The sequence below is a fragment of the Enterobacter sp. 22466 genome, from assembly GCF_052044775.1.
Lineage (GTDB): Bacteria > Pseudomonadota > Gammaproteobacteria > Enterobacterales > Enterobacteriaceae > Enterobacter > Enterobacter dissolvens.
This window is the reverse complement of sequence record NZ_JBQENX010000001.1, coordinates 1,166,859-1,185,733: the sequence shown is the minus strand read 5'-3', so window position 1 is coordinate 1,185,733 and position 18,875 is coordinate 1,166,859. Positions and strand designations below refer to the sequence as shown.

At 55.5% G+C, this 18,875-nt stretch carries 21 protein-coding genes and 2 tRNA genes; 12 read left to right on the top strand and 11 right to left on the bottom strand.

All coding sequences use genetic code 11. The features are described from left to right. Positions 1–18 precede the first annotated feature (18 nt). Both ACTJJI_RS05795 and cydH read right to left on the bottom strand, forming a co-directional pair. The gene (locus tag ACTJJI_RS05795; RefSeq protein ID WP_046887902.1) at positions 19–1,185 is read right to left on the bottom strand and encodes an MFS transporter; all 1,167 of its coding nucleotides are present in this window, start codon (positions 1,183–1,185) and stop codon (positions 19–21) included. A 163-nt stretch (positions 1,186–1,348) separates the two neighbouring features. Continuing rightward, positions 1,349–1,438: a cytochrome bd-I oxidase subunit CydH gene (cydH, locus tag ACTJJI_RS05790; protein WP_014831618.1), complete on the bottom strand. Its 90-nt coding sequence runs from the start codon at positions 1,436–1,438 to the stop codon at positions 1,349–1,351. Between the two features lie 297 nt (positions 1,439–1,735). Here cydH and purR point away from each other — a divergent pair, with 297 nt between their 5' ends. Continuing rightward, entirely contained in the window at positions 1,736–2,761 is a 1,026-nt protein-coding gene (gene purR / locus ACTJJI_RS05785; protein WP_013096929.1) for an HTH-type transcriptional repressor PurR, read from the top strand. 17 nt (positions 2,762–2,778) lie between these two features. Here purR and punR read toward each other — a convergent pair whose 3' ends face one another. Beyond that, on the bottom strand, positions 2,779–3,690 hold the full coding sequence (punR, locus tag ACTJJI_RS05780) for a DNA-binding transcriptional activator PunR (RefSeq protein ID WP_046887900.1): 912 nt from the start codon (positions 3,688–3,690) through the stop codon (positions 2,779–2,781). A gap of 115 nt (positions 3,691–3,805) precedes the next feature. Between punR and punC the strand changes: the two genes are divergently transcribed. Both punC and cfa read left to right on the top strand, forming a co-directional pair. Beyond that, the gene (gene punC, locus ACTJJI_RS05775) at positions 3,806–5,005 is read left to right on the top strand and encodes a purine nucleoside transporter PunC (RefSeq protein WP_440653383.1); all 1,200 of its coding nucleotides are present in this window, start codon (positions 3,806–3,808) and stop codon (positions 5,003–5,005) included. A gap of 298 nt (positions 5,006–5,303) precedes the next feature. Then, entirely contained in the window at positions 5,304–6,452 is a 1,149-nt protein-coding gene (cfa, locus tag ACTJJI_RS05770; RefSeq protein WP_014831615.1) for a cyclopropane fatty acyl phospholipid synthase, read from the top strand. Positions 6,453–6,483: 31 nt separating this feature from the next. Here the strand turns inward: cfa and ACTJJI_RS05765 are convergent, their stop codons facing one another. Next, complete coding sequence (locus ACTJJI_RS05765) at positions 6,484–7,125, bottom strand: riboflavin synthase (protein ID WP_014831614.1); 642 nt, start codon at positions 7,123–7,125, stop codon at positions 6,484–6,486. A 226-nt stretch (positions 7,126–7,351) separates the two neighbouring features. Between ACTJJI_RS05765 and mdtK the strand changes: the two genes are divergently transcribed. The 4 genes from mdtK (at position 7,352) to ACTJJI_RS05745 (ending at position 10,751) form a co-directional block, all read left to right on the top strand. Then, positions 7,352–8,725, top strand: coding sequence for an MdtK family multidrug efflux MATE transporter (gene mdtK / locus ACTJJI_RS05760; RefSeq protein WP_014831613.1), 1,374 nt, complete (start codon positions 7,352–7,354; stop codon positions 8,723–8,725). Between the two features lie 153 nt (positions 8,726–8,878). After that, positions 8,879–8,955 (top strand) — tRNA-Val (locus tag ACTJJI_RS05755). Between the two features lie 4 nt (positions 8,956–8,959). Further along, positions 8,960–9,036 (top strand) — tRNA-Val (locus tag ACTJJI_RS05750). Between the two features lie 119 nt (positions 9,037–9,155). Then, a complete protein-coding gene (locus ACTJJI_RS05745; protein ID WP_163280963.1) occupies positions 9,156–10,751 on the top strand; it encodes an FAD-NAD(P)-binding protein in 1,596 nt (531 codons plus the stop codon). Positions 10,752–10,779: 28 nt separating this feature from the next. Here ACTJJI_RS05745 and ACTJJI_RS05740 read toward each other — a convergent pair whose 3' ends face one another. Both ACTJJI_RS05740 and ACTJJI_RS05735 read right to left on the bottom strand, forming a co-directional pair. Continuing rightward, positions 10,780–11,415, bottom strand: a complete 636-nt coding sequence (locus tag ACTJJI_RS05740) for a carbonic anhydrase (protein WP_014831612.1) — start codon at positions 11,413–11,415, stop codon at positions 10,780–10,782. A gap of 72 nt (positions 11,416–11,487) precedes the next feature. Then, positions 11,488–12,270 (bottom strand): MBL fold metallo-hydrolase, encoded by a 783-nt coding sequence (locus ACTJJI_RS05735; protein WP_125365004.1) that lies wholly within the window; start codon positions 12,268–12,270, stop codon positions 11,488–11,490. A 126-nt stretch (positions 12,271–12,396) separates the two neighbouring features. On the opposite strand from ACTJJI_RS05735, the gene ACTJJI_RS05730 reads away from it, so the two are divergent. Next, on the top strand, positions 12,397–12,537 hold the full coding sequence (locus ACTJJI_RS05730) for a hypothetical protein (RefSeq protein ID WP_013096938.1): 141 nt from the start codon (positions 12,397–12,399) through the stop codon (positions 12,535–12,537). Positions 12,538–12,573: 36 nt separating this feature from the next. Here ACTJJI_RS05730 and ACTJJI_RS05725 read toward each other — a convergent pair whose 3' ends face one another. From ACTJJI_RS05725 to ACTJJI_RS05710, 4 genes are all read right to left on the bottom strand, one after another. Next, positions 12,574–13,053: a GlcG/HbpS family heme-binding protein gene (locus ACTJJI_RS05725; RefSeq protein ID WP_440653378.1), complete on the bottom strand. Its 480-nt coding sequence runs from the start codon at positions 13,051–13,053 to the stop codon at positions 12,574–12,576. A gap of 90 nt (positions 13,054–13,143) precedes the next feature. Further along, entirely contained in the window at positions 13,144–13,755 is a 612-nt protein-coding gene (locus ACTJJI_RS05720; RefSeq protein WP_047362128.1) for a response regulator transcription factor, read from the bottom strand. Continuing rightward, positions 13,748–15,073: a sensor histidine kinase gene (locus ACTJJI_RS05715; protein WP_083021701.1), complete on the bottom strand. Its 1,326-nt coding sequence runs from the start codon at positions 15,071–15,073 to the stop codon at positions 13,748–13,750. Before ACTJJI_RS05715 ends, ACTJJI_RS05720 begins: the two co-directional genes overlap by 8 nt. Positions 15,074–15,180: 107 nt before the next feature. Further along, entirely contained in the window at positions 15,181–15,348 is a 168-nt protein-coding gene (locus ACTJJI_RS05710) for a hypothetical protein (protein WP_014831607.1), read from the bottom strand. A 243-nt stretch (positions 15,349–15,591) separates the two neighbouring features. Here ACTJJI_RS05710 and ACTJJI_RS05705 point away from each other — a divergent pair, with 243 nt between their 5' ends. From ACTJJI_RS05705 to ACTJJI_RS05690, 4 genes are read left to right on the top strand one after another with little or no spacing between them, the layout of a single operon-like run. Beyond that, the gene (locus ACTJJI_RS05705) at positions 15,592–16,422 is read left to right on the top strand and encodes an ABC transporter substrate-binding protein (RefSeq protein ID WP_170289846.1); all 831 of its coding nucleotides are present in this window, start codon (positions 15,592–15,594) and stop codon (positions 16,420–16,422) included. 1 nt (position 16,423) lies between these two features. Continuing rightward, positions 16,424–17,239, top strand: coding sequence for an amino acid ABC transporter ATP-binding protein (locus ACTJJI_RS05700; RefSeq protein ID WP_014831605.1), 816 nt, complete (start codon positions 16,424–16,426; stop codon positions 17,237–17,239). After that, positions 17,239–18,015, top strand: a complete 777-nt coding sequence (locus tag ACTJJI_RS05695) for an amino acid ABC transporter permease (RefSeq protein WP_182381622.1) — start codon at positions 17,239–17,241, stop codon at positions 18,013–18,015. The genes ACTJJI_RS05700 and ACTJJI_RS05695 overlap by 1 nt, the downstream gene beginning before the upstream one ends. Further along, positions 17,999–18,685 (top strand): amino acid ABC transporter permease, encoded by a 687-nt coding sequence (locus ACTJJI_RS05690; protein WP_440653373.1) that lies wholly within the window; start codon positions 17,999–18,001, stop codon positions 18,683–18,685. Before ACTJJI_RS05695 ends, ACTJJI_RS05690 begins: the two co-directional genes overlap by 17 nt. On the opposite strand, the gene fumD is transcribed toward ACTJJI_RS05690, so the two are convergent. Next, a complete protein-coding gene (gene fumD / locus ACTJJI_RS05685) occupies positions 18,666–18,875 on the bottom strand; it encodes a fumarate hydratase FumD (RefSeq protein ID WP_014831602.1) in 210 nt (69 codons plus the stop codon). The genes ACTJJI_RS05690 and fumD overlap by 20 nt on opposite strands.

The window sequence follows — 18,875 nt, the reverse complement described above, 5'->3', positions numbered from 1 at the left end:
TTCCCCTTCTGCGTTTTTTTATTCGGCAGCACAGGCCGCTTCAGGCTGTTTACGACCCGACATCATCACTAACAGCAGGCCAAGCGCGGCAATAATGGCCCCCATCACCGGCACAAAGCTGTATCCCAGACCACCCGAAATCACAGCACCACCCGCTGCGGCACCGAGCGCATTGCCCAGATTGAACGCACCAATATTCACTGACGAGGAGAGGCCCGGCGCCTCATGCGCGACGCGCATTACGCGCATCTGCAGCGGCGGAACCACGGCAAAGGTGGCCGCCCCCCAGACGACCATCGCAATGGCCGCGCCAACTTCATTACGCGCCAGCCATGGGATGGCAACCATGATGACAATCAGCAGGGTCAGAAAACCCTTCAGCGTTCCGCTCACGGAGCGGTCAGCAAATTTCCCGCCCAGATAGTTACCAATCGAGAAGCCCACGCCAATCAGCACCAGCATCGCGGTGATAAAGATCGGCGTCGCGTGAGTGATGTCATGCAGCACCGGCGAAATATAGGTGTAAAGGGTAAACATCGCCCCGGCACCCAGCACGGTAGTAAGCAGCGCCGAGAGCACCTGCGGGCGCATCAGTACCGACAGCTCTTTACGTACCTCAGGCCGCTCACCAGCGCTGCCTTTCGGCAGGGAGAAGAACAACGCCACCATCGCGACAACGCCCAGTACGGCGGTTGCGAGGAACGACATACGCCAGCCAATGACCTCTCCCAGCCAGGTCGCCGCAGGAACACCGCCAATGTTGGCGATGGTCAGGCCCATAAACATGGTTGCCACGGCACTCGCCTGCTTGTGTTTGGGCACCACGCTTGCGGCAACCACCGACCCCAGCCCAAAGAAGGCACCGTGGTTAAGGCTGGTCAGAATGCGGGACAGCATCAATGTGGTGTAATCCGGCGAAATGGCGGAGAGCACATTGCCGAGGGTAAAGATAGCCATCAGGAAAATCAGCGCGTTACGGCGAGCGCGGTGGGAAAGCAACAGCGTCATCAGCGGAGCACCAACCATTACGCCAATGGCATAGGCGCTGATTAACATCCCGGCTGCAGGGATAGAGACGTCCACACCGCGGGCGATAACCGGTAAGAGCCCCATCGGGGAGAATTCAGTAGTGCCAATCCCAAAAGCGCCAATCGCCAGGGCCAGCAGGGGAAAATTGATTTTCATGCGTCAACTCCGGATGCCGTGTCAGGTCGTGACACAGAACAAAGAAGGCGAAAGCATGACATTAATCACAAAAAATGAGAAGTTAACAAATTGGCAAAAGATTTTTGCCGGAGATGTAACAATCAGGGGAAGCGGGAGAGAGCGAACGCCCCCTCCGCGTAAATCAGTGCAGTGCAGCCGTCAGACCCGCGGCAACAATCAGCGCCAGCACAATAATGGTGGTGAACAGCGAAAACTTCAGATCGGAACTCATCAATTTTTCTCCTTTTAATCCCCCCACGAAAAGTGAGCTTGCTCATTTTTACACAATTTACGTCAAAAATCTTCCCGGATTTAAACGGATAACCACTTTAGCTCTTCCCCTTTTCATCAAGATAGGACAAAATTCCACGCTAAATTTATTAGCGTACCGGCCATTGACCCCCTCCTGACGTCCCGTGTCGTTTTCCTGGCGTGCCGCAATTCAAGATTGCGTGATAAGGGTGAGAGAAGGCAAACGTTTACCTTCAAGGTTTTCAGGAGTTTAGGATATGGTCTGGAGTGACATTTAATGGCAACAATTAAAGACGTAGCAAAACGCGCAAACGTTTCCACTACAACCGTATCACATGTAATTAACAAAACCCGCTTCGTGGCGGAAGAGACGCGCAACGCCGTCTGGGCGGCAATCAAAGAGCTGCACTACTCGCCGAGTGCCGTTGCGCGCAGTCTTAAAGTTAATCACACCAAATCTATTGGTTTGCTGGCGACCAGCAGTGAAGCGGCCTATTTTGCCGAAATCATCGAAGCGGTTGAGAAAAACTGCTTCCAGAAAGGCTATACCCTGATCCTCGGCAACGCGTGGAACAACATTGAAAAACAGCGCGCCTATCTGTCGATGATGGCGCAAAAACGTGTGGATGGCCTGCTGGTGATGTGCTCCGAGTATCCGGAGTCCGTGCTTTCCATGCTGGAAGAGTATCGTCATATCCCAATGGTGGTGATGGACTGGGGCGAAGCGCGCGCCGACTTTACCGACTCCGTCATCGATAACGCCTTTGAAGGCGGTTATATGGCGGGCCGCTATCTGATTGAACGCGGTCACCGTGAAATTGGCGTGATCCCGGGGCCGCTTGAGCGCAACACCGGTGCTGGCCGTCTGGCCGGATTTATGAAGGCGATGGAAGAAGCGCTGATCACCGTGCCGGAAAACTGGATCGTGCAGGGCGACTTTGAGCCGGAATCGGGCTACCGCGCCATGCAGCAGATCGTTTCCCAGCCGCATCGTCCAACGGCGGTGTTCTGCGGCGGGGATATCATGGCGATGGGGGCCCTGTGTGCGGCCGATGAGCTGGGCCTGCGCGTGCCGCAGGATATTTCCGTGATCGGCTATGACAACGTGCGCAACGCGCGCTTCTTTACCCCAGCGCTGACCACCATCCACCAGCCGAAAGACTCCCTGGGTGAAACGGCCTTCAATATGCTGATGGACAGGATCGTCAACAAACGTGAAGAGTCGCAGTCGATTGAAGTCCACCCGCGTCTTATCGAACGCCGTTCCGTTGCGGATGGTCCGTTCCGCGACTACCGTCGTTAATCGCTGTACGGAGCCAGTTACGCTGGCTCCCGTAACCATTCCCGGTTAAGCGTTTCGCTGTCTCCCAGGTAATCCAGTAACCACGCCATGGCGGGCGACACGTCATTTTGTTGCCACGTCAGGCAGCAGGCCGCATCCGGGAACGGATTCTCCAGCGTCAGTTCGACCCATTCACCGGTATCGATTCTCGGCTTAGCGAAATGCACTGGCACCATCGCGACGCACAGCCCGGCACTGAGGCAGGTCGCGGAGGACTCCCAGTCCGGCGCCACCACCCGCCGCTGATTATCCAGAAGCCAGGTAATACGTTTTGGCAACGAGCGCGAGGTATCTTCCAGCACCAGCGACGGCCAGTTGCGCAGCGTGTCGTCACTCAGCGGCCCCTCCATGGCAGCCAGGGGATGATCGCTTGCCACCACACATTTCCAGCTCAACATGCCCATATCACGAAACGCATAGCGTCCCCCGACGGGGATCGCCTGGGTCGCCCCAATCGCCATCTCTGCCCTGCCGTCCGCCAGCGCGTCCCAGACGCCGTTGAACACCTCCTGCGAGACGCGAAGTTCAACGTCTGAAAAATGACGATAGAAATCCACAATCATCTGCCGGGTGCGCTCGGGTTTGACGATGTTATCCACGGCAATGGAGAGATGCCCGCGCCAGCCGTTGGCGATCTGCTGACACTGTTCACGGGTGATCTGCATTTTTTTGATAACAGAACGCCCTTCTTTCAAAAACCACGCCCCTGCCGGCGTTAATTCCACATCGCGATGACGTCGTTCAAACAGCGGCACAGCCAGCCACTCTTCGAGCTGACGTACCGTGTAGCTTATCGCGGAGGGAACGCGGTGTAGCTCCTGTGCGGCACCGCTGAAACTGCCGTTTCGTGCGACAGCATCGACAACTTCAAGAGAATAATCTGACCACATTTTCTGCCTGCAAAAAATTTGAATGCACTAGCCAAATATTAGCGTTTCACAACCCGCTTTGCACTCCCTACACTCTGCGCCAGTGTCTACCTGCCTCCTCAAGGAGAATAAAACAATGCAACCCAGGAATGGATTTTTAGTCTGGCTCGGCGGTTTGAGCGTGCTGGGCTTTTTGGCCACCGATATGTACCTGCCCGCGTTTGCGGCGATGCAGGCAGATTTACAAACCCCTGCTGCGGCCATCAGCGCCAGCCTGAGTTTGTTCCTCGCGGGCTTTGCCATTGCACAGTTGCTCTGGGGCCCGCTCTCCGATCGCTTTGGGCGTAAACCGGTGCTGTTACTGGGCCTGGGCATTTTTGCCGTCGGCTGTCTGGGAATGTTATGGGTACGCGATGCGACCTGGCTGCTGGTGCTGCGCTTTGTGCAAGCCGTCGGCGTCTGTGCGGCAGCGGTGACCTGGCAGGCCCTTGTTACCGACTACTACCCGGCCAACCGCACCAACCGCATTTTCGCCACTATTATGCCGTTGGTTGGCCTGTCACCCGCCCTCGCTCCCCTGCTGGGCAGCTGGATCCTGGTGCATTTCGAGTGGCAGGCTATCTTCGCCACGCTGTTTGCCATCACGCTGGTACTGATGCTGCCGGCGTTTGCCCTCAAGCCGGCGCATAAAAAAGAGGCGCATGCTGACGCCAAACCGATCACGTTCCTCTCCCTTCTGAGCGCCAAAGCGTATCGTGGTAATGTCCTGGTCTATGCCGCCTGCTCGGCGAGTTTCTTCGCGTGGCTGACCGGTTCGCCCTTTATTCTGCACGATATGGGATACAGCCCGGCCGCCATTGGCCTGAGCTATGTCCCGCAGACCATCGCCTTCCTGCTGGGCGGATACGGCTGCCGTGCGACACTGCAGAAATGGGAAGGTCAGCAGATGCTGCCATGGCTGCTGGTGCTCTTTGCTCTGAGTGTGATCGCCACCTGGGCTGTCGGTTTTATTCCGGGCGTCGGCCTGGTAGAGATATTGATTCCGTTCTGCGTGATGGCAGTGGCTAACGGCGCCATTTACCCTATCGTGGTAGCACAGGCGTTACGTCCTTTCCCGCAGGCGACAGGTCGTGCCGCTGCCCTGCAAAATACCCTGCAGCTGGGTCTGTGCTTCCTGGCAAGCCTGGTGGTTTCAGCGCTGATTGCCACGCCGCTGTTGACCACCACCAGCGTGATGCTGGCGACCGTTGTGCTGGCCGTGATGGGATATCGCATGCAATCAGCCGCGCAACGTGAGCTTGATAGCCCCACGCAGCCGGAAACCTCGCATGCGTAGTCACTGCGGAAAATATGTGATATTTCAGTGATTAGGTTGCTAAGAATTTTCTATTGAATCACCAAATTTTGAGGCCTATACTAAATTTGGTTCGATTAAATACGATAAATATTAAGTGTTAACGGGAGCCGGAGTGCTCCCGTTTTACCATGGAAGGCATTTCGGCAAGGGATATCTCCCTTCCTCTGTTCTACGTCGGATACTAGCCTCGCGGTATTTACCGTGAGATTTCTCACAAACCATAAAAAGCGTCTACGCTGTTTGAAGGTTCTGATCACAGTAAGGTGATGGAGAAGCTATGAGTTCATCGTGTATAGAAGAAGTCAGCGTTCCGGACGATAACTGGTCCCGGATCGTCAGTGAACTGTTAGGTCGTGCAGGCATCACTATCAACGGATCTTCACCCTCCGATCCGCAGGTCAAACATCCCGATTTTTTTAAACGCGTGCTGCGCGAGGGATCGTTAGGGCTGGGCGAAAGCTATATGGATGGCTGGTGGGATTGCGAGCGGCTGGATATTTTCTTTGCCAGCGTGTTGCGCGCCGGTCTGGAGAACCAGCTCCCACGCAATATCAAAGATACGTTGCGCGTCGCTTCCGCCCGTTTGTTCAATCTGCAAAGTAAAAAACGGGCGTGGATAGTGGGTAAAGAGCACTACGACCTCGGTAACGATTTGTTCAGCCGCATGCTGGATCCCTTCATGCAATACTCCTGCGCCTACTGGAAAGAGGCGACCACCCTTGAAGCGGCCCAGCAGGATAAGCTGCGGCTGATTAGCGAGAAGCTACAGTTACAGCCCGGTATGCGCGTTCTGGATATTGGCTGTGGCTGGGGCGGTCTGGCGTATTTTATGGCGAAGCATTATGGCGTCAGCGTAGTCGGCGTCACCATTTCAGCCGAGCAGCAAAAAATGGCCCGGGAACGCTGTCAGGGTCTGGACGTCGATATCCGTCTTCAGGACTATCGCGACCTCAACGAACAGTTTGATCGCATTGTTTCCGTGGGCATGTTTGAGCACGTCGGGCCGAAAAATTACGACACCTATTTTGAGGTGGTGGATCGTAATTTAAAACCGGACGGCATCTTCCTGCTGCACACCATAGGCTCTAAACGCACGGACAATAACGTTGACCCGTGGATCAATAAATACATCTTTCCGAATGGCTGTTTGCCTTCAGTCCGCCAGATTGCCAACGCCAGTGAAGGCCATTTCATCATGGAAGACTGGCATAACTTCGGCGCGGATTACGACACGACCCTGATGGCCTGGCATGAGCGTTTCCAGCAAGCGTGGCCTGAGATTGCAGACAACTATTCTGAACGATTTAAACGCATGTTCAGCTATTATCTGAATGCCTGCGCCGGTGCGTTCCGGGCGCGTGATATTCAGCTCTGGCAGGTGGTCTTTAGCCGCGGGATTGAACACGGTTTGCGTGTACCGCGATAAAAAATAACCCCGGATTGCCGGGGTTATTTTTTTATTCTTCTTCCGTGGCCTTTATTATGGCCGCCTCTTTTGCCGCCAGCACGCGCTCCACGGTATCCACGACTGCCTGGGTTTGCGGATCGATCTCGATATTCACACGCTGCCCCAGTTTTTTCGCGCCCAGCGTCGTACGCTGCAGCGTTTCCGGAATTAAATGCACGCAAAAACGCGTCGGCGTCACTTCTCCGACCGTCAGGCTAATCCCATCAATACCAATAAACCCTTTATACAGGATGTATTTCATCAATGCCGGATCCTGCACTTTAAACCAGATTTGACGATTATTTTCAGAGGTGACAATTTTCGCCACTTCGGCGGTGGTCATGATATGGCCCGACATCAGATGACCACCAATTTCATCGCTGAACTTCGCCGCACGCTCTACGTTTACGGTATCGCCCACCACCAGTTCGCCCAGATTGGTGATACGCAGCGTCTCTTTCATCAAATCAAAGCTAATCTGATTGCCGTTAATTTCGGTCACCGTCAGGCAGCAACCGTTATGCGCAATCGAGGCACCGGTTTCGATGCCATCCAGCATATATTCCGGCAGCTCAACAACGTGGGTACGGAAATTAGGTTTTTCATCAATGGACACCACTTTGGCGGTGCCCTGCACAATACCAGTAAACATGCTTACAACTCCTGTTTTTTCCGGACGGTGGTGACACCGTTTAATCCCACCACAATAACAGTTGGAAATACAGGTTGCCAGAGGAGCGCATTTTCTGGCGATTTTTTCACTAGATAATTAGTTAAAGCCCGCTACAATAGCTGACACCCCCTCTGCTTTTTCTTCTTGCTGCCTGTTATGGCGGCTTTTTTAGTCTCTCAAATAACAACAATACAAAGGTGTTCACGTGCAGAAGTACATGAATGAAGCGCGGCAATTATTGGCACTGGCTATCCCGGTGATCATCGCGCAGGTGGCCCAGACCGCAATGGGATTTGTGGATACGGTAATGGCAGGTGGCTACAGCGCCACCGATATGGCCGCCGTGGCAATCGGAACCTCTATCTGGCTTCCGGCCATTCTCTTCGGTCACGGCCTGCTGCTGGCACTCACGCCGGTTATCGCTCAGCTAAATGGCTCCGGTCGACGTGAGCGCATCGCTCATCAGGTGCGTCAGGGGTTCTGGCTGGCGGGTTTTGTCTCACTGCTGATTATGGTGGTGCTGTGGAACGCCGGTCATATCATTCGCGCCATGCATAATATTGACCCGGCTCTGGCTGACAAGGCCGTGGGATATCTGCGCGCCCTGCTCTGGGGGGCACCGGGCTACCTCTTTTTCCAGGTGGCGCGTAACCAGTGCGAAGGCCTGGCAAAAACCAAGCCGGGGATGGTTATGGGCTTTATCGGTTTACTGGTCAACATTCCGGTGAACTATGTCTTTATCTACGGTCACTTCGGCATGCCCGAGCTTGGCGGCGTTGGCTGCGGCGTGGCGACGGCGGCGGTGTACTGGGTGATGTTCTTCAGTATGCTCGCCTTTGTTAAACGCGCCCGCTCCATGCGTGATATCCGTAACGAGCGTTCATTCAGCACGCCGGACTGGAACATCATGATGCGTCTGGTACAGCTGGGACTGCCTATTGCACTGGCACTGTTCTTTGAAGTGACCCTGTTTGCCGTGGTCGCCCTGCTGGTCTCCCCGTTGGGCATTGTGAACGTGGCCGGACACCAGATTGCGCTGAACTTCAGCTCACTGATGTTCGTCCTGCCAATGTCGCTGGCGGCGGCGGTCACCATCCGCGTCGGCTTCCGTCTCGGGCAAGGCTCAACCCTGGATGCACAAACGGCTGCGCGTACCGGGCTGGGTGTGGGGGTTTGTATGGCGGTCTGTACCGCGCTTTTTACCGTCGCACTGCGTGAGCAAATTGCCCTGCTCTACAATGACAACCCGGAAGTGGTGATGCTGGCATCGCATCTGATGCTGCTGGCGGCGGTATACCAGATCTCCGACTCCATCCAGGTGATTGGCAGCGGCGTACTGCGTGGTTATAAAGATACCCGCTCCATTTTCTTTATCACCTTCATCGCCTACTGGGTGTTGGGTCTGCCGTGTGGTTACATCCTCGCCCTCACCGATCTGGTGGTTGATCGCATGGGTCCTGCCGGATTCTGGATGGGCTTTATCATCGGTCTGACCTCTGCGGCCATCATGATGATGCTGCGCATGCGCTTCCTGCAGCGCCAGCCATCAACGATAATTTTGCAGCGCGCCGCACGTTAAATACGCAGTAGCCGCCAGCTGGCGGCTACTTTCTCTTCACTTTGCGCGGTAATGAAGCAATCGCGTGAAATCAGAGAGAAAAATGCATTTTGCCTCTTGCCACTGCGGTGCTGTGCCGCTAATATTCGTCCCCGTTGTCACCGACAACACGTTGCGTTCATAGCTCAGTTGGTTAGAGCACCACCTTGACATGGTGGGGGTCGTTGGTTCGAGTCCAATTGAACGCACCATTCTGCGTCCGTAGCTCAGTTGGTTAGAGCACCACCTTGACATGGTGGGGGTCGGTGGTTCGAGTCCACTCGGACGCACCATTTCAGTCCTGAAATGGTGCAAATCCTCTTCTCGTAGTCTGAATAATCCCAATCGCCTGATTTTTTACGTTTTCTCCTGCTACGCTTTTCATATGACAAAAAAAGCAGGAACAGTGTCGATGAAAAAAATCGCCATTATCGGCTCCGGCCCCACAGGGATTTACACCTTTTACGCGCTACTGAAAAATAAAACACCACTGGCTGTTTCCGTCTTTGAAAAAGCCGATGAGGCAGGCGTGGGTATGCCCTACCGTGTTGATGAAAACTCGCGTCTGATGCTGGCGAATATTGCCAGTATTGAAATCCCGCCCGTTTTTATGACCTACCTCGACTGGTTAAAAGAGCAGAGTGAAAGCCATCTGGCCCGTTTTCACGTCGAAAAAGCCTCACTGCACGACCGGCAATTTCTGCCCCGTATTCTGCTGGGGGAGTATTTTCGCGACAGCTTTCTCACGGTGGTAAAAGAGGCCCGCAGGCTGGGATTTCAGGTCGACATCCATGAGTCAGCCGAAGTAACGGATATCGCCACCGACAAAGACGGCGTCACGCTTTCGGTAAATGACAGCCTCTTTCCTGAACGCTTCGATCTTGCCGTCATCGCCACCGGCCACGTCTGGCCTGAAGAGGACGAGGCTACGCGCACCTTCTTTCCGAGCCCCTGGTCCGGTTTGATGGACGCCGACATCCCCGCCTGTCGGGTGGGGATTATGGGGACGTCCTTAAGCGGGCTGGACGCCGCGATGGCGGTTGTTATGCAGCATGGCGCGTTTGTTGACGACAAATTTATGCTGGATAAAGGCAGCGAGGCGTTAAAAATAGTCCTGATGTCCCGGACGGGTATTCTGCCTGAGGCCGATTTTTACTGCCCTATTCCTTACGAGCCGCTGTCGGTATTGACTGAATTTGTCGTTGAAAGCGAAATCGCCAAAGGACCGGACGGGCTGCTCGATCGTATCTTCGCCCTGATGGTGAAAGAGCTGGAACTCGCCGATCCAACATGGTGCGAGAAAATCGGGCTGCGCATGCTGGATGCGGACACCCTTCGCGAGGCCTGGTTTGAAGATCGTAAGCAGCACGGCCCGTTTAGCTGGGCAGAAGCCAATCTGAATGAAGTCGAACGCAACAAACGTGAACGGCGAACGGTGCCCTGGCGCTACACCGTACTTCGTTTGCACGAGGTAGTTCAGGAGATCGTGCCGCATCTTAATGAGCAGGACAGGGAACGTTTCAAACAGGGACTGGCGCGGGTGTTTATCGACAACTATGCCGCCATTCCGCCGCAGTCCATCCGCCGGCTGCTGGCACTGCGCGAGGCCGGGATCATCAGCGTTGCCGCGTTAGGAGATGATTACACGCTGGATATCGGTAGCGCGCAGACGGCGATCGCGACTGAAGACAACACTTATCACTTCGACGTGTTTATCGATGCCCGCGGGCAAAAGCCCCTCAGAACAAAAGATCTGCCTTTTCCCACCCTGCGCAAACAACTGCAGGCGACAGGTGACGAGATCCCCGATATTAGCGAGGATTACACCCTGAAAGCGCCTGAATCGGTGTGCGGGAGGATCGCGTTTGGCGCGATACCGTGGCTGATGCACGACCATCCCTTCGTTCAGGGACTGGCGGAGTGTGCGGAGATTGCGGAGGCGATGGCGAAAGCGGCGGAAAAACCCGCGTTGGAACTACGCCGGAGATTACCGTATTTCGATTACTGACAGGGCCTCCATGCCCTGCAAAGCGTGATTATTCGAAGAATACTTCCGGGTTTTCAGACAGGGAGACGAACGTTTTCGTCGCTTTATCCAGCGCACGGATCTCACCGCTTTCAATGTCATATACCCAGCCGTGCAGGCGAAGAGAGTTATTGCGCAGGCCCACAGCAACGGAAGGATGTGTCTTGATGTTGCTCAGCTGCGCAAACACGTTCTCCTGCACCATCGCGTTCACTTTGTCGATGGGCTTATCCCAGCTTTTCTTCTCAACCACGGCTTTAGCGGCATCAGAATAGCGCAGCCAGTGGGAGACAGCGGGCATCGGCTCGAGGTTCGCGTTATCCGCAATCGCCTTCATCGCCCCACAGTTGGAGTGACCGCAAATCACGATATCCGTCACGCCCAGCGCCACAACGGCATATTCGATAGTCGCGGAGACACCGCCCGGCTCTGGTCCAAACGGTGGCACAATGTTGCCAGCATTTCGAATGACAAAGAGCTGTCCTGGCTCTTGCTGAGTGACCAGTTCTGGTACCAGACGGCTGTCGGAGCATGAGATGAACAGCGCTTTGGGATTCTGGCTGGACGCTAAACTGCGGAAGAGCTCTTTACGTTGCGGGAAAATCTCTTTTTGAAAGTTGAGGAAACCTTCAATGATATGTTGCATAGCAATTTCTCTTTTATCTGTTGTCGTTTAGGTATGATCGGGATCACACTCGTGAAGTTTACCCATCGTGCTTTACCTGAGACAAGCAATATATTTCTGGCCCGACCGCTGCACAATCGCGTCCGCGTACGCCGGGATGTTTTGTCCCTCAAAGGCGCCGTACAGACGAGCAAATTTTTTGCCCTCCAGCAGACCGGTGACCCGCGCAACGGTACGGGCAGGCAGCGGCAGCATATTCGGGTAGCTCCACATGAATGACACGGCGTCCTTGCCGGGCGTAACCTGAAGAATATCCCCCACCAGCAATACACCATCGCCCTCCTGCCAGTGCAGCACCGTGCCGCCCGCAAAATGGCCGCCCAGACGCAGCAAGCTGACCGACGGGAAAAGTTCCAGCGCATCCCCTTCCCAGAAGCGAAGGGCCGGACTGCTGCACATGACCCACTCTCTGTCGCTGGCGTGCAGGTACACCGGCGCATCAAATGCCGCAGCCCATACCTGCATGGTGGTGTAATAGTGCGGGTGCGAAATCGCAATCGCGCTGATGCCGCCGAGCGCGGTGATAAGCGTTTTGGTTGCCAGGTCGAGGTTTGCAATACAGTCCCAGAGAATATTACCGTGCGGGGTACGCAACAACAGCGCGCGCTGGTTGATCGCAAAGGCGGGAACCGTTTTGATACTGAACAGCTGTGGCTCCAGCTGCTGCCATTTGTTGCTGTGCGTGGATGTCACGGTAGCAAAGTCTGTCCACGCCTGGCCGCTGTGTGGAACATACTGGCGCTCGTCTTCGCAAATCGGGCATATTTGCGGCGCGGCGTCATACGCGGTACCGCAGGTTTTGCAGAGTGTCATCATTGGCATTCCTCATCCATAAAGCAGAGAGTATGGCAGGGATTATCCATATGTGCTGCGAGGTACATTGCTGGCGTTTTTTGCCCTATACTGTGCCAGTATCAAAAAACTGAACAAAGCAGGTGCCACATGGAAATTGATCTCGAAAACCTGGTCTTTAACGGACTGGATGAAGCAGAAGAGCGTAATGCGGAACGTCTGGACGACGCAGATAAAAAAGCCCAGGCGATTGTCGCCGATGACGACTGCGGCGATGCCTGCAAAATCTGATGAAAAAGCACCGGCTAACCCGGTGCTTTTTTTATGTTACTTTTTCAGCCCGTCAATGGCTGCCTGCGCGCAGGCTTCATCAAGATGACCGCCCGGCGCACCGCCGATACCAATCGCTCCGATCACCTCATCGCCCTCTTTTACCGGCAAGCCGCCCGCCAGCAGCAGGAAGCCAGGGATGTCACGCATGTTTTGCGCGCCGGCATTGCTCTGCGCCACTTCCATCACTTTGCCTGACGCATTTTTTGCGCTGAGCGCCGTCCAGGCTTTCATTTCACTGGCTTTGACCGTGTGAGGACCGGCATTGTCGGTCCGTTGTACGGCTTTCACCACGCCCGCGCGGTCAACCACGGTGACCGCCACCTGATAATTTTTTGCCGTGCACGCCTGAATGGCGGACGTTGCCAGCGCATTCGCCTGCGCCAGCGAGAGATTCTTTTGGTTCAACGTATCAGCCTGAGCGGCCAGACTTACACTACCCGCGGCCAGTGCCGCAACCATCATTAATTTTTTCATCGCACTTCCTCGCGTGTTGGGATACGTGGCAAAGATTACCCCGACGTGCGATGAAACATAATTCGGTTGAATACGCACTCAACCTGGTAGTTATACGGATTGCAATTTATCGTATTCGCGTATTGCCTGGACCAGGCTGCTGACGCCAAGCTTGGTAAATGCCGCCGCGCGGTGCGCTTCCACCGTTCGTGGCGAGAGGTTCAGCCGGGCAGCCACCTCTTTGTTACTGAGCCCTTGCATCAACTCCCCCAGCACTTCATGTTCCCGCGCGGTCAATTGCGCGAAACGCGCTTTGGCCCGCGAGGTTTCCTGCCAGTCGGCAAAGCGACGCTGACTCTCCTCAAAGGCCAGACCCACCGTTTCGATAAGCTTGTCGGCATCCAGCGGCTTGGTGAAAAACTCAAACACGCCGTTACGAAATGCCCGACGGCAGGCATCAACGGTACCGTGCCCGGTCATGATAATCACCGGCAACAGAGGCCAGGGCCATTTGCCCTCCTCTAACCAGGTGAGTCCACCTTTTCCTGGCATCCGCATATCCAGCAGCATACAGCCTACCAGCGCGGTTTCCCGGGAATGGGCCGCGGTAAAGGCATCAACACTTTCAAACGTTCTTACCGGCCAGCCCATGCCCGACAGCAAAAACGCCATGGACTCTCTTATAGACTCATCATCGTCTATCAGCCAGATTGTGTTATCCAACCGTCGCCTCCTTTCCGTTCGCCAGTTGTAATCGGATCTGTGCCCCGCCCTGCGGCGCATTATCCAGCGTAATCGATCCATTCATACGCGTCATTAATGATTCCGTTAGGGTCATCCCCAGACCAATGCCCACCTCTCTGCCACTGTAAAATGGCATAAAGGCATTCTGTAACGCCTCCGGGCTAAAGCCAGGACCGCCGTCAGTCACGGTTATCTGAATACCCCTCTCGTTTTTCTGACTCTCTATCTTTACCCAGCCGGCTGAACTGGCCTGTTGGGCCTGAATCGCATTGCTGAGCAGGTTATGCAGCACCTGCTCCAGCCAGAGAGGGTCGGCCAGCACGGTGGTGGCCCCGGGAGCAAACGCATGGCTGACCGAGATATGTTCAGCCCTGCGCTCATGCTCAAGTAAGTTCACCACCTGCAGCCAGCACTGCACCAGGTCGGTTTCCCGCAGGGTCACTTTCTCCTGCACGACGTGTTCGCGAAATCGGGTTAACAAGGCGCTAATGCGCTGCATTTGCGTCAGCGCAGCCGCCAGCGCCTGCGACACCGCCTGCCCATTTTCCGGCTGCAACTGACGCTGCGCCCCCTGGATCCAGGTCTGCGCGGCGGTTAGCGGCTGATTGATTTCATGCACAATACCGGCGGTGATCTCCCCCAGGGTGTTGAGTCTGGCGTGCTGGTAATAGCGCGCCCGTTGTTCAGCATCTTTACGCGCCCTGCGCTGCCAGAGCACCACGCTCGCCACCGCAATCACGATCCCCCAGCCGATAAACAGGATGGGATAAAAATACCAGCTGACGCCGAACCAGTCCGGACGAGAATCCGCTTCCAGCGTAAAAGGTTGAGTATGCTGCGGGAAGGTGCGTTGCCAGTGCCAGAATGCCTCAGACGCCGGTTCGTCGCCTGTCGGGATAAAGCGGATCCCAAGGTGGGTAAAGGGATGATGTGCATTCAGAATCGGGCCGAGGTCCACCCGCACGCGGATCTGACGCCAGGGGTTATAAAGCCAGTACTGCATCTCGTGGGCAGGCTCCACCCGCGCCGCATCCAGTGGGCGTCCCGTCGTTTTTTCCAGAGCGAGGAGATGGGGGAATTTTTTGCGTAGGGCGGCGATATCTTCATCGCCATTCAGGAGCGGTAAAACCGATTCATTTTGCGTCAGGACCGCGCTTAATTCGGAGAATAACGCCGAGAACTCACGGTCTCGTTCCCAGAACTGACGGCGAATCTGTTCGGCGTAGAGCAACACGCCGCTGATGAGGCAGACTATCGTCCAGACAACAATGCCACGTTTGAAAATAGGGTTCTTCATTCCATTTACTGACCAGGCTCAACATCCTGTTGACCTTAACAGCTAACCGGCGTCAGAACAAAATTTAGCACAGCTCGTTCCAGTACATTTCGCGCGTGCGGCGCAGTTCAGCGTGACGTTTTATCATGGAACCACTCCGGGTCAATGTTGGCCACGTCCACGCCATACAGGCTGGCGACAGGCAGTATCGACTCAAGAACACGTTGCGCGCTGTTCTCCGCATTCACGGGTCGGGTCGCAAAAAACCGCCGTAACGTGCTTATCCACTTTTTCATCGTCAGACTCCTCTCGCTTTACCTGCCCTCAGTTAAACACCCAAACTCCGCACAGGTGAAATACCAATATCCACTGTTGATATGCAGGATCTGCAAATGCCGCCAGAATGTGTTACCACCACGTAACACACTGTTAACTAATGCTTTTTTGTTTATAGCAAAGAACGATTTCTTATTTGGCGATAGCTTTCGCTTATGGGAGCGTAACGGGACAAAACAAAAACGACGGGATGACGTATGACTATGGCAGCAAACAGAAAAGGGTTCAAAAAACGAATGGTTGCGCTGGGTTTACTGGCAACAGGTGGCCTGCTTTCTGCACAGGTTCAGGCAGATCAACTGGCGGATATTAAAGCCGCAGGGGTGGTGAAAGTGGCGACCTTTGATGCCAACCCACCGTTTGGTTCCGTCGATGCCAAAACGCATGACATCGTGGGCTACGACGTGGACTTTGCCAGAGCGTTGGCAAAATCGCTGGGCGTGAAGCTGGAACTGGTGGCCACTAACCCGGCGAACCGCATTCCACTGCTCCAGTCCGGTAAAGCGGATTTAATTGTGGCGGATATCACCATCACCCCGGAGCGGGCGCAGGTGATTGATTTCTCTACACCGTATTTTGTCACCGGCCAGCAATTCCTGGTCCCGGCAAAATCCGCCGATAAGCTGGACGCCTACAGCCATGCACGCATTGGCGCGGTAAAAGGCACCACGGGCGAACAGGCGCTGCACCAGCGGTTCCCGCAATCCCGCGTGCTCTCCTACGACGATATTCCGCTGGCGCTGACGGCGCTTCGCAATGGCAACGTGCAGGCGATCACCCAAGACAGCACCATTCTGGCCGGCCTGCTGGCGCAAGCCCCGGATAAAGCGAATTTCAAAATTCTGCCCGATCTGCTCAGCAAAGAAGAGATTGGTGTGGGGGTCAAAAAAGGTGAAGCGGCACTGCTGAAAGCCGTCAATGATGAGCTGGTGAACCTGGAGAAAAACGGCCAGGCAGCAAAAATCTACGATGTCTGGTTTGGTCCAGACACCCCGTCTCCACAGCCACGCGCCTTTACAATAGAAGCTAAGTAAGATGCTTTCAGGTTTATTTTCACACTCCGCGGCAGGCTCCGCGGATTTTTCACATCTGGAACAGGCCAGTGTCGAGTTTCGCAACGTCGACAAACATTACGGTAACCATCCGGTTTTAAACGGTATTAACCTTACCATTACGCCTGGGGAAGTGGTGGCTATCCTCGGCCCTTCGGGTTCGGGTAAATCTACGCTGATCCGCCTTATTAACCAGCTTGAGACGTTAAGCGGCGGTGAGATCCTGGTCGACAACAAACCCACCGGGCGACTTTCCGGCCCCGCGCTGCGCCAGTTACGTAGCCGCGTCGGGTTTGTGTTCCAGCAATTTAATCTCTATGCCCATCTCACCGCCAGTCAGAATATCACCCTGGCACTGGAGCATGTTCACGGCTGGAAGCCCCTGCCCGCACAAGAACGTGCCCTGACGTTGCTGGAAAACGTAGGCATGCTGGACAAGGCACACCATTTCCCTGCGGAACTTTCCGGCGGCCAACAGCAGCGGGTGGCGATTGCCCGTGCGCTGGCCTCATCGCCGCAAATTATTCTCTTCGACGAGCCGACCTCCGCGCTCGACCCTGAAATGATTGGCGAAGTGTTACTGGTCATGAGATCGCTGGCTCACAGCGGGATCACCATGATTGTGGTCACGCACGAGATGCAGTTTGCCCGTGACATTGCCGACCGGATTGTCTTTATCGATGGCGGACAGATACTGGAAACCGCGCCGCCGGAACAATTCTTCCGCCATCCGTCGCACCCGCGTGCGCAGCGTTTTCTGCAAAAGGTGTTGAACCCGCTGCATCAGGAGCCGTTGTAATGCCCGCGCTCGACTGGCAGGGGGTGCTGACCGGACAGCCCCTGCAATGGATTATTTCCGGTTATCTCACCACCCTGTGGGTGACGCTCGCCGGGGCGATACTGGCAAGCCTGCTTGCGCTACTTTTTCTGCTCCTGCGTCTTTCCGGTGGGCGCCCCGGCAACGCGGTGGTCAATGCCTGGGTGTCGCTTTTTCGCAATACCCCGCTGCTGGTACAGCTGCTGTTCTGGTATTTTGCCGCCTGGAACGGTCTGCCGCAGGCATTCCGGGATACAGTGAATGCAGATCACCGCTGGTCCATTCTTCCCGGTGATGTCTGGTGGTTCACACCCGAGTTTTTATGCTCGGCCTGGGGACTGGGCGTGTTTACCTCGGCTTTTCTCATTGAAGAAGTGGCTTCCGGATTACGTTCAGTTCCGGGCGGGCAACGGGAGGCGGCGCTCTCCCAGGGATTCTCCGCGTGGCGTCTGTTTCGTTACATCCTGCTGCCGCAGGGGCTGGCGAACGCCTGGCAGCCCGTTGTGGGGCAGTACCTTAATCTGATGAAACTCTCCTCGCTTGCCAGCGGTATTGGTTTTGCCGAACTGACCTGCCAGATCCGGCAGATTGAGAGCTTTAACGCGCACGCGCTGGAGGCGTTTACCGTAGGCACCCTGCTCTATCTGTTCACCGGTGTGGTGATGGGCGTGGTGCTGGTGCGGCTCGGTCCCGCCGCAAAACGTCAACGCCAGCAGACAATACTCACAGGGAGTGAAAAACATGATTGCCGGACTTAATGTCATTACCGATAACCTGGATTATCTGCTGTGGGGACGCGCCGCTGCCGGTGTGCCCGGCGGGGTCCTGCTCTCCTTATTGATGGCCGCAGGCGCGGCGCTCCTCGCGCTGCCGGGCGGGGTGGCCCTTGCCTGTCTGGCATGGCGCTATTCCGGGGTGATACGCAAGGCGCTGTTTCTGTGGGCTGAGCTTATCCGGGGGATCCCGTTAATCTTTGTGATTTTCTGGATGTGGTATCTGTTGCCGCTTATCACCGGTGGCGACCTCCCTGGCGCGCTCACCGTGACGCTGGCGCTGGCGTGGTTTACGGCCGCATCGGTGATGCACTCCGTCCTGGCCGGCATTAATGCGCTGCCATCGGGTCAGTACGAAGCGGCATTAACGCAGGGGTTCAGCACGCAACAAACCCTGTGGCACATTCTGTTGCCACAGGTAATGCGCAATATTCTGCCGTCTCTGGTGGGCATTTTTATCAGCCTGCTGAAGGACACCTCGCTGGCTTTTATTGTGAACGTGCCTGAGCTGACCACGGTGGCAGGACAGGTGAACAACCGGGTGCAAATTTACCCGGCGGCCATTTTTATCTTTACCGGTGTCGTTTATTACCTGCTCTGCTGTTCTCTTGAGCAGCTGGCAAAGCGCTGGCGTATCAGCCGGCCAGCGCTTTAACCACCGTTTCCATCGCCTGGGTGGTTAATTCGCTGCGTTTTACGCGCTGGTTCGCCAGCGCCGTACGCAGTACCCCGGCAATCACAATATGCTTCGGCTCCTGCCCTAAGTCACGCATCTCCAGAACGACCTTCCCTACCACCCGACACATCTCCTGGTACAGCGCTTCGTCTTTGGTCACATTGCCCAC

What these genes read in the sequence shown, in the direction of transcription:
- punC (WP_440653383.1), top strand. Translation starts at nt 3,806, where the DNA reads ATGCAACCCAGGAATGGATTTTTAGTCTGGCTCGGCGGTTTGAGCGTG.
- ACTJJI_RS05730 (WP_013096938.1), top strand. Translation starts at nt 12,397, where the DNA reads ATGGAAATTGATCTCGAAAACCTGGTCTTTAACGGACTGGATGAAGCA.
- ACTJJI_RS05690 (WP_440653373.1), top strand. Translation starts at nt 17,999, where the DNA reads ATGATTGCCGGACTTAATGTCATTACCGATAACCTGGATTATCTGCTG.
- cfa (WP_014831615.1), top strand. Translation starts at nt 5,304, where the DNA reads ATGAGTTCATCGTGTATAGAAGAAGTCAGCGTTCCGGACGATAACTGG.
- ACTJJI_RS05740 (WP_014831612.1), bottom strand. Translation starts at nt 11,415, where the DNA reads ATGCAACATATCATTGAAGGTTTCCTCAACTTTCAAAAAGAGATTTTC.
- ACTJJI_RS05795 (WP_046887902.1), bottom strand. Translation starts at nt 1,185, where the DNA reads ATGAAAATCAATTTTCCCCTGCTGGCCCTGGCGATTGGCGCTTTTGGG.
- purR (WP_013096929.1), top strand. Translation starts at nt 1,736, where the DNA reads ATGGCAACAATTAAAGACGTAGCAAAACGCGCAAACGTTTCCACTACA.
- punR (WP_046887900.1), bottom strand. Translation starts at nt 3,690, where the DNA reads ATGTGGTCAGATTATTCTCTTGAAGTTGTCGATGCTGTCGCACGAAAC.
- ACTJJI_RS05700 (WP_014831605.1), top strand. Translation starts at nt 16,424, where the DNA reads ATGCTTTCAGGTTTATTTTCACACTCCGCGGCAGGCTCCGCGGATTTT.
- ACTJJI_RS05725 (WP_440653378.1), bottom strand. Translation starts at nt 13,053, where the DNA reads ATGAAAAAATTAATGATGGTTGCGGCACTGGCCGCGGGTAGTGTAAGT.
- ACTJJI_RS05735 (WP_125365004.1), bottom strand. Translation starts at nt 12,270, where the DNA reads ATGATGACACTCTGCAAAACCTGCGGTACCGCGTATGACGCCGCGCCG.
- ACTJJI_RS05705 (WP_170289846.1), top strand. Translation starts at nt 15,592, where the DNA reads ATGGCAGCAAACAGAAAAGGGTTCAAAAAACGAATGGTTGCGCTGGGT.
- ACTJJI_RS05715 (WP_083021701.1), bottom strand. Translation starts at nt 15,073, where the DNA reads ATGAAGAACCCTATTTTCAAACGTGGCATTGTTGTCTGGACGATAGTC.
- ACTJJI_RS05695 (WP_182381622.1), top strand. Translation starts at nt 17,239, where the DNA reads ATGCCCGCGCTCGACTGGCAGGGGGTGCTGACCGGACAGCCCCTGCAA.
- ACTJJI_RS05745 (WP_163280963.1), top strand. Translation starts at nt 9,156, where the DNA reads ATGAAAAAAATCGCCATTATCGGCTCCGGCCCCACAGGGATTTACACC.
- ACTJJI_RS05765 (WP_014831614.1), bottom strand. Translation starts at nt 7,125, where the DNA reads ATGTTTACTGGTATTGTGCAGGGCACCGCCAAAGTGGTGTCCATTGAT.
- ACTJJI_RS05710 (WP_014831607.1), bottom strand. Translation starts at nt 15,348, where the DNA reads ATGAAAAAGTGGATAAGCACGTTACGGCGGTTTTTTGCGACCCGACCC.
- cydH (WP_014831618.1), bottom strand. Translation starts at nt 1,438, where the DNA reads ATGAGTTCCGATCTGAAGTTTTCGCTGTTCACCACCATTATTGTGCTG.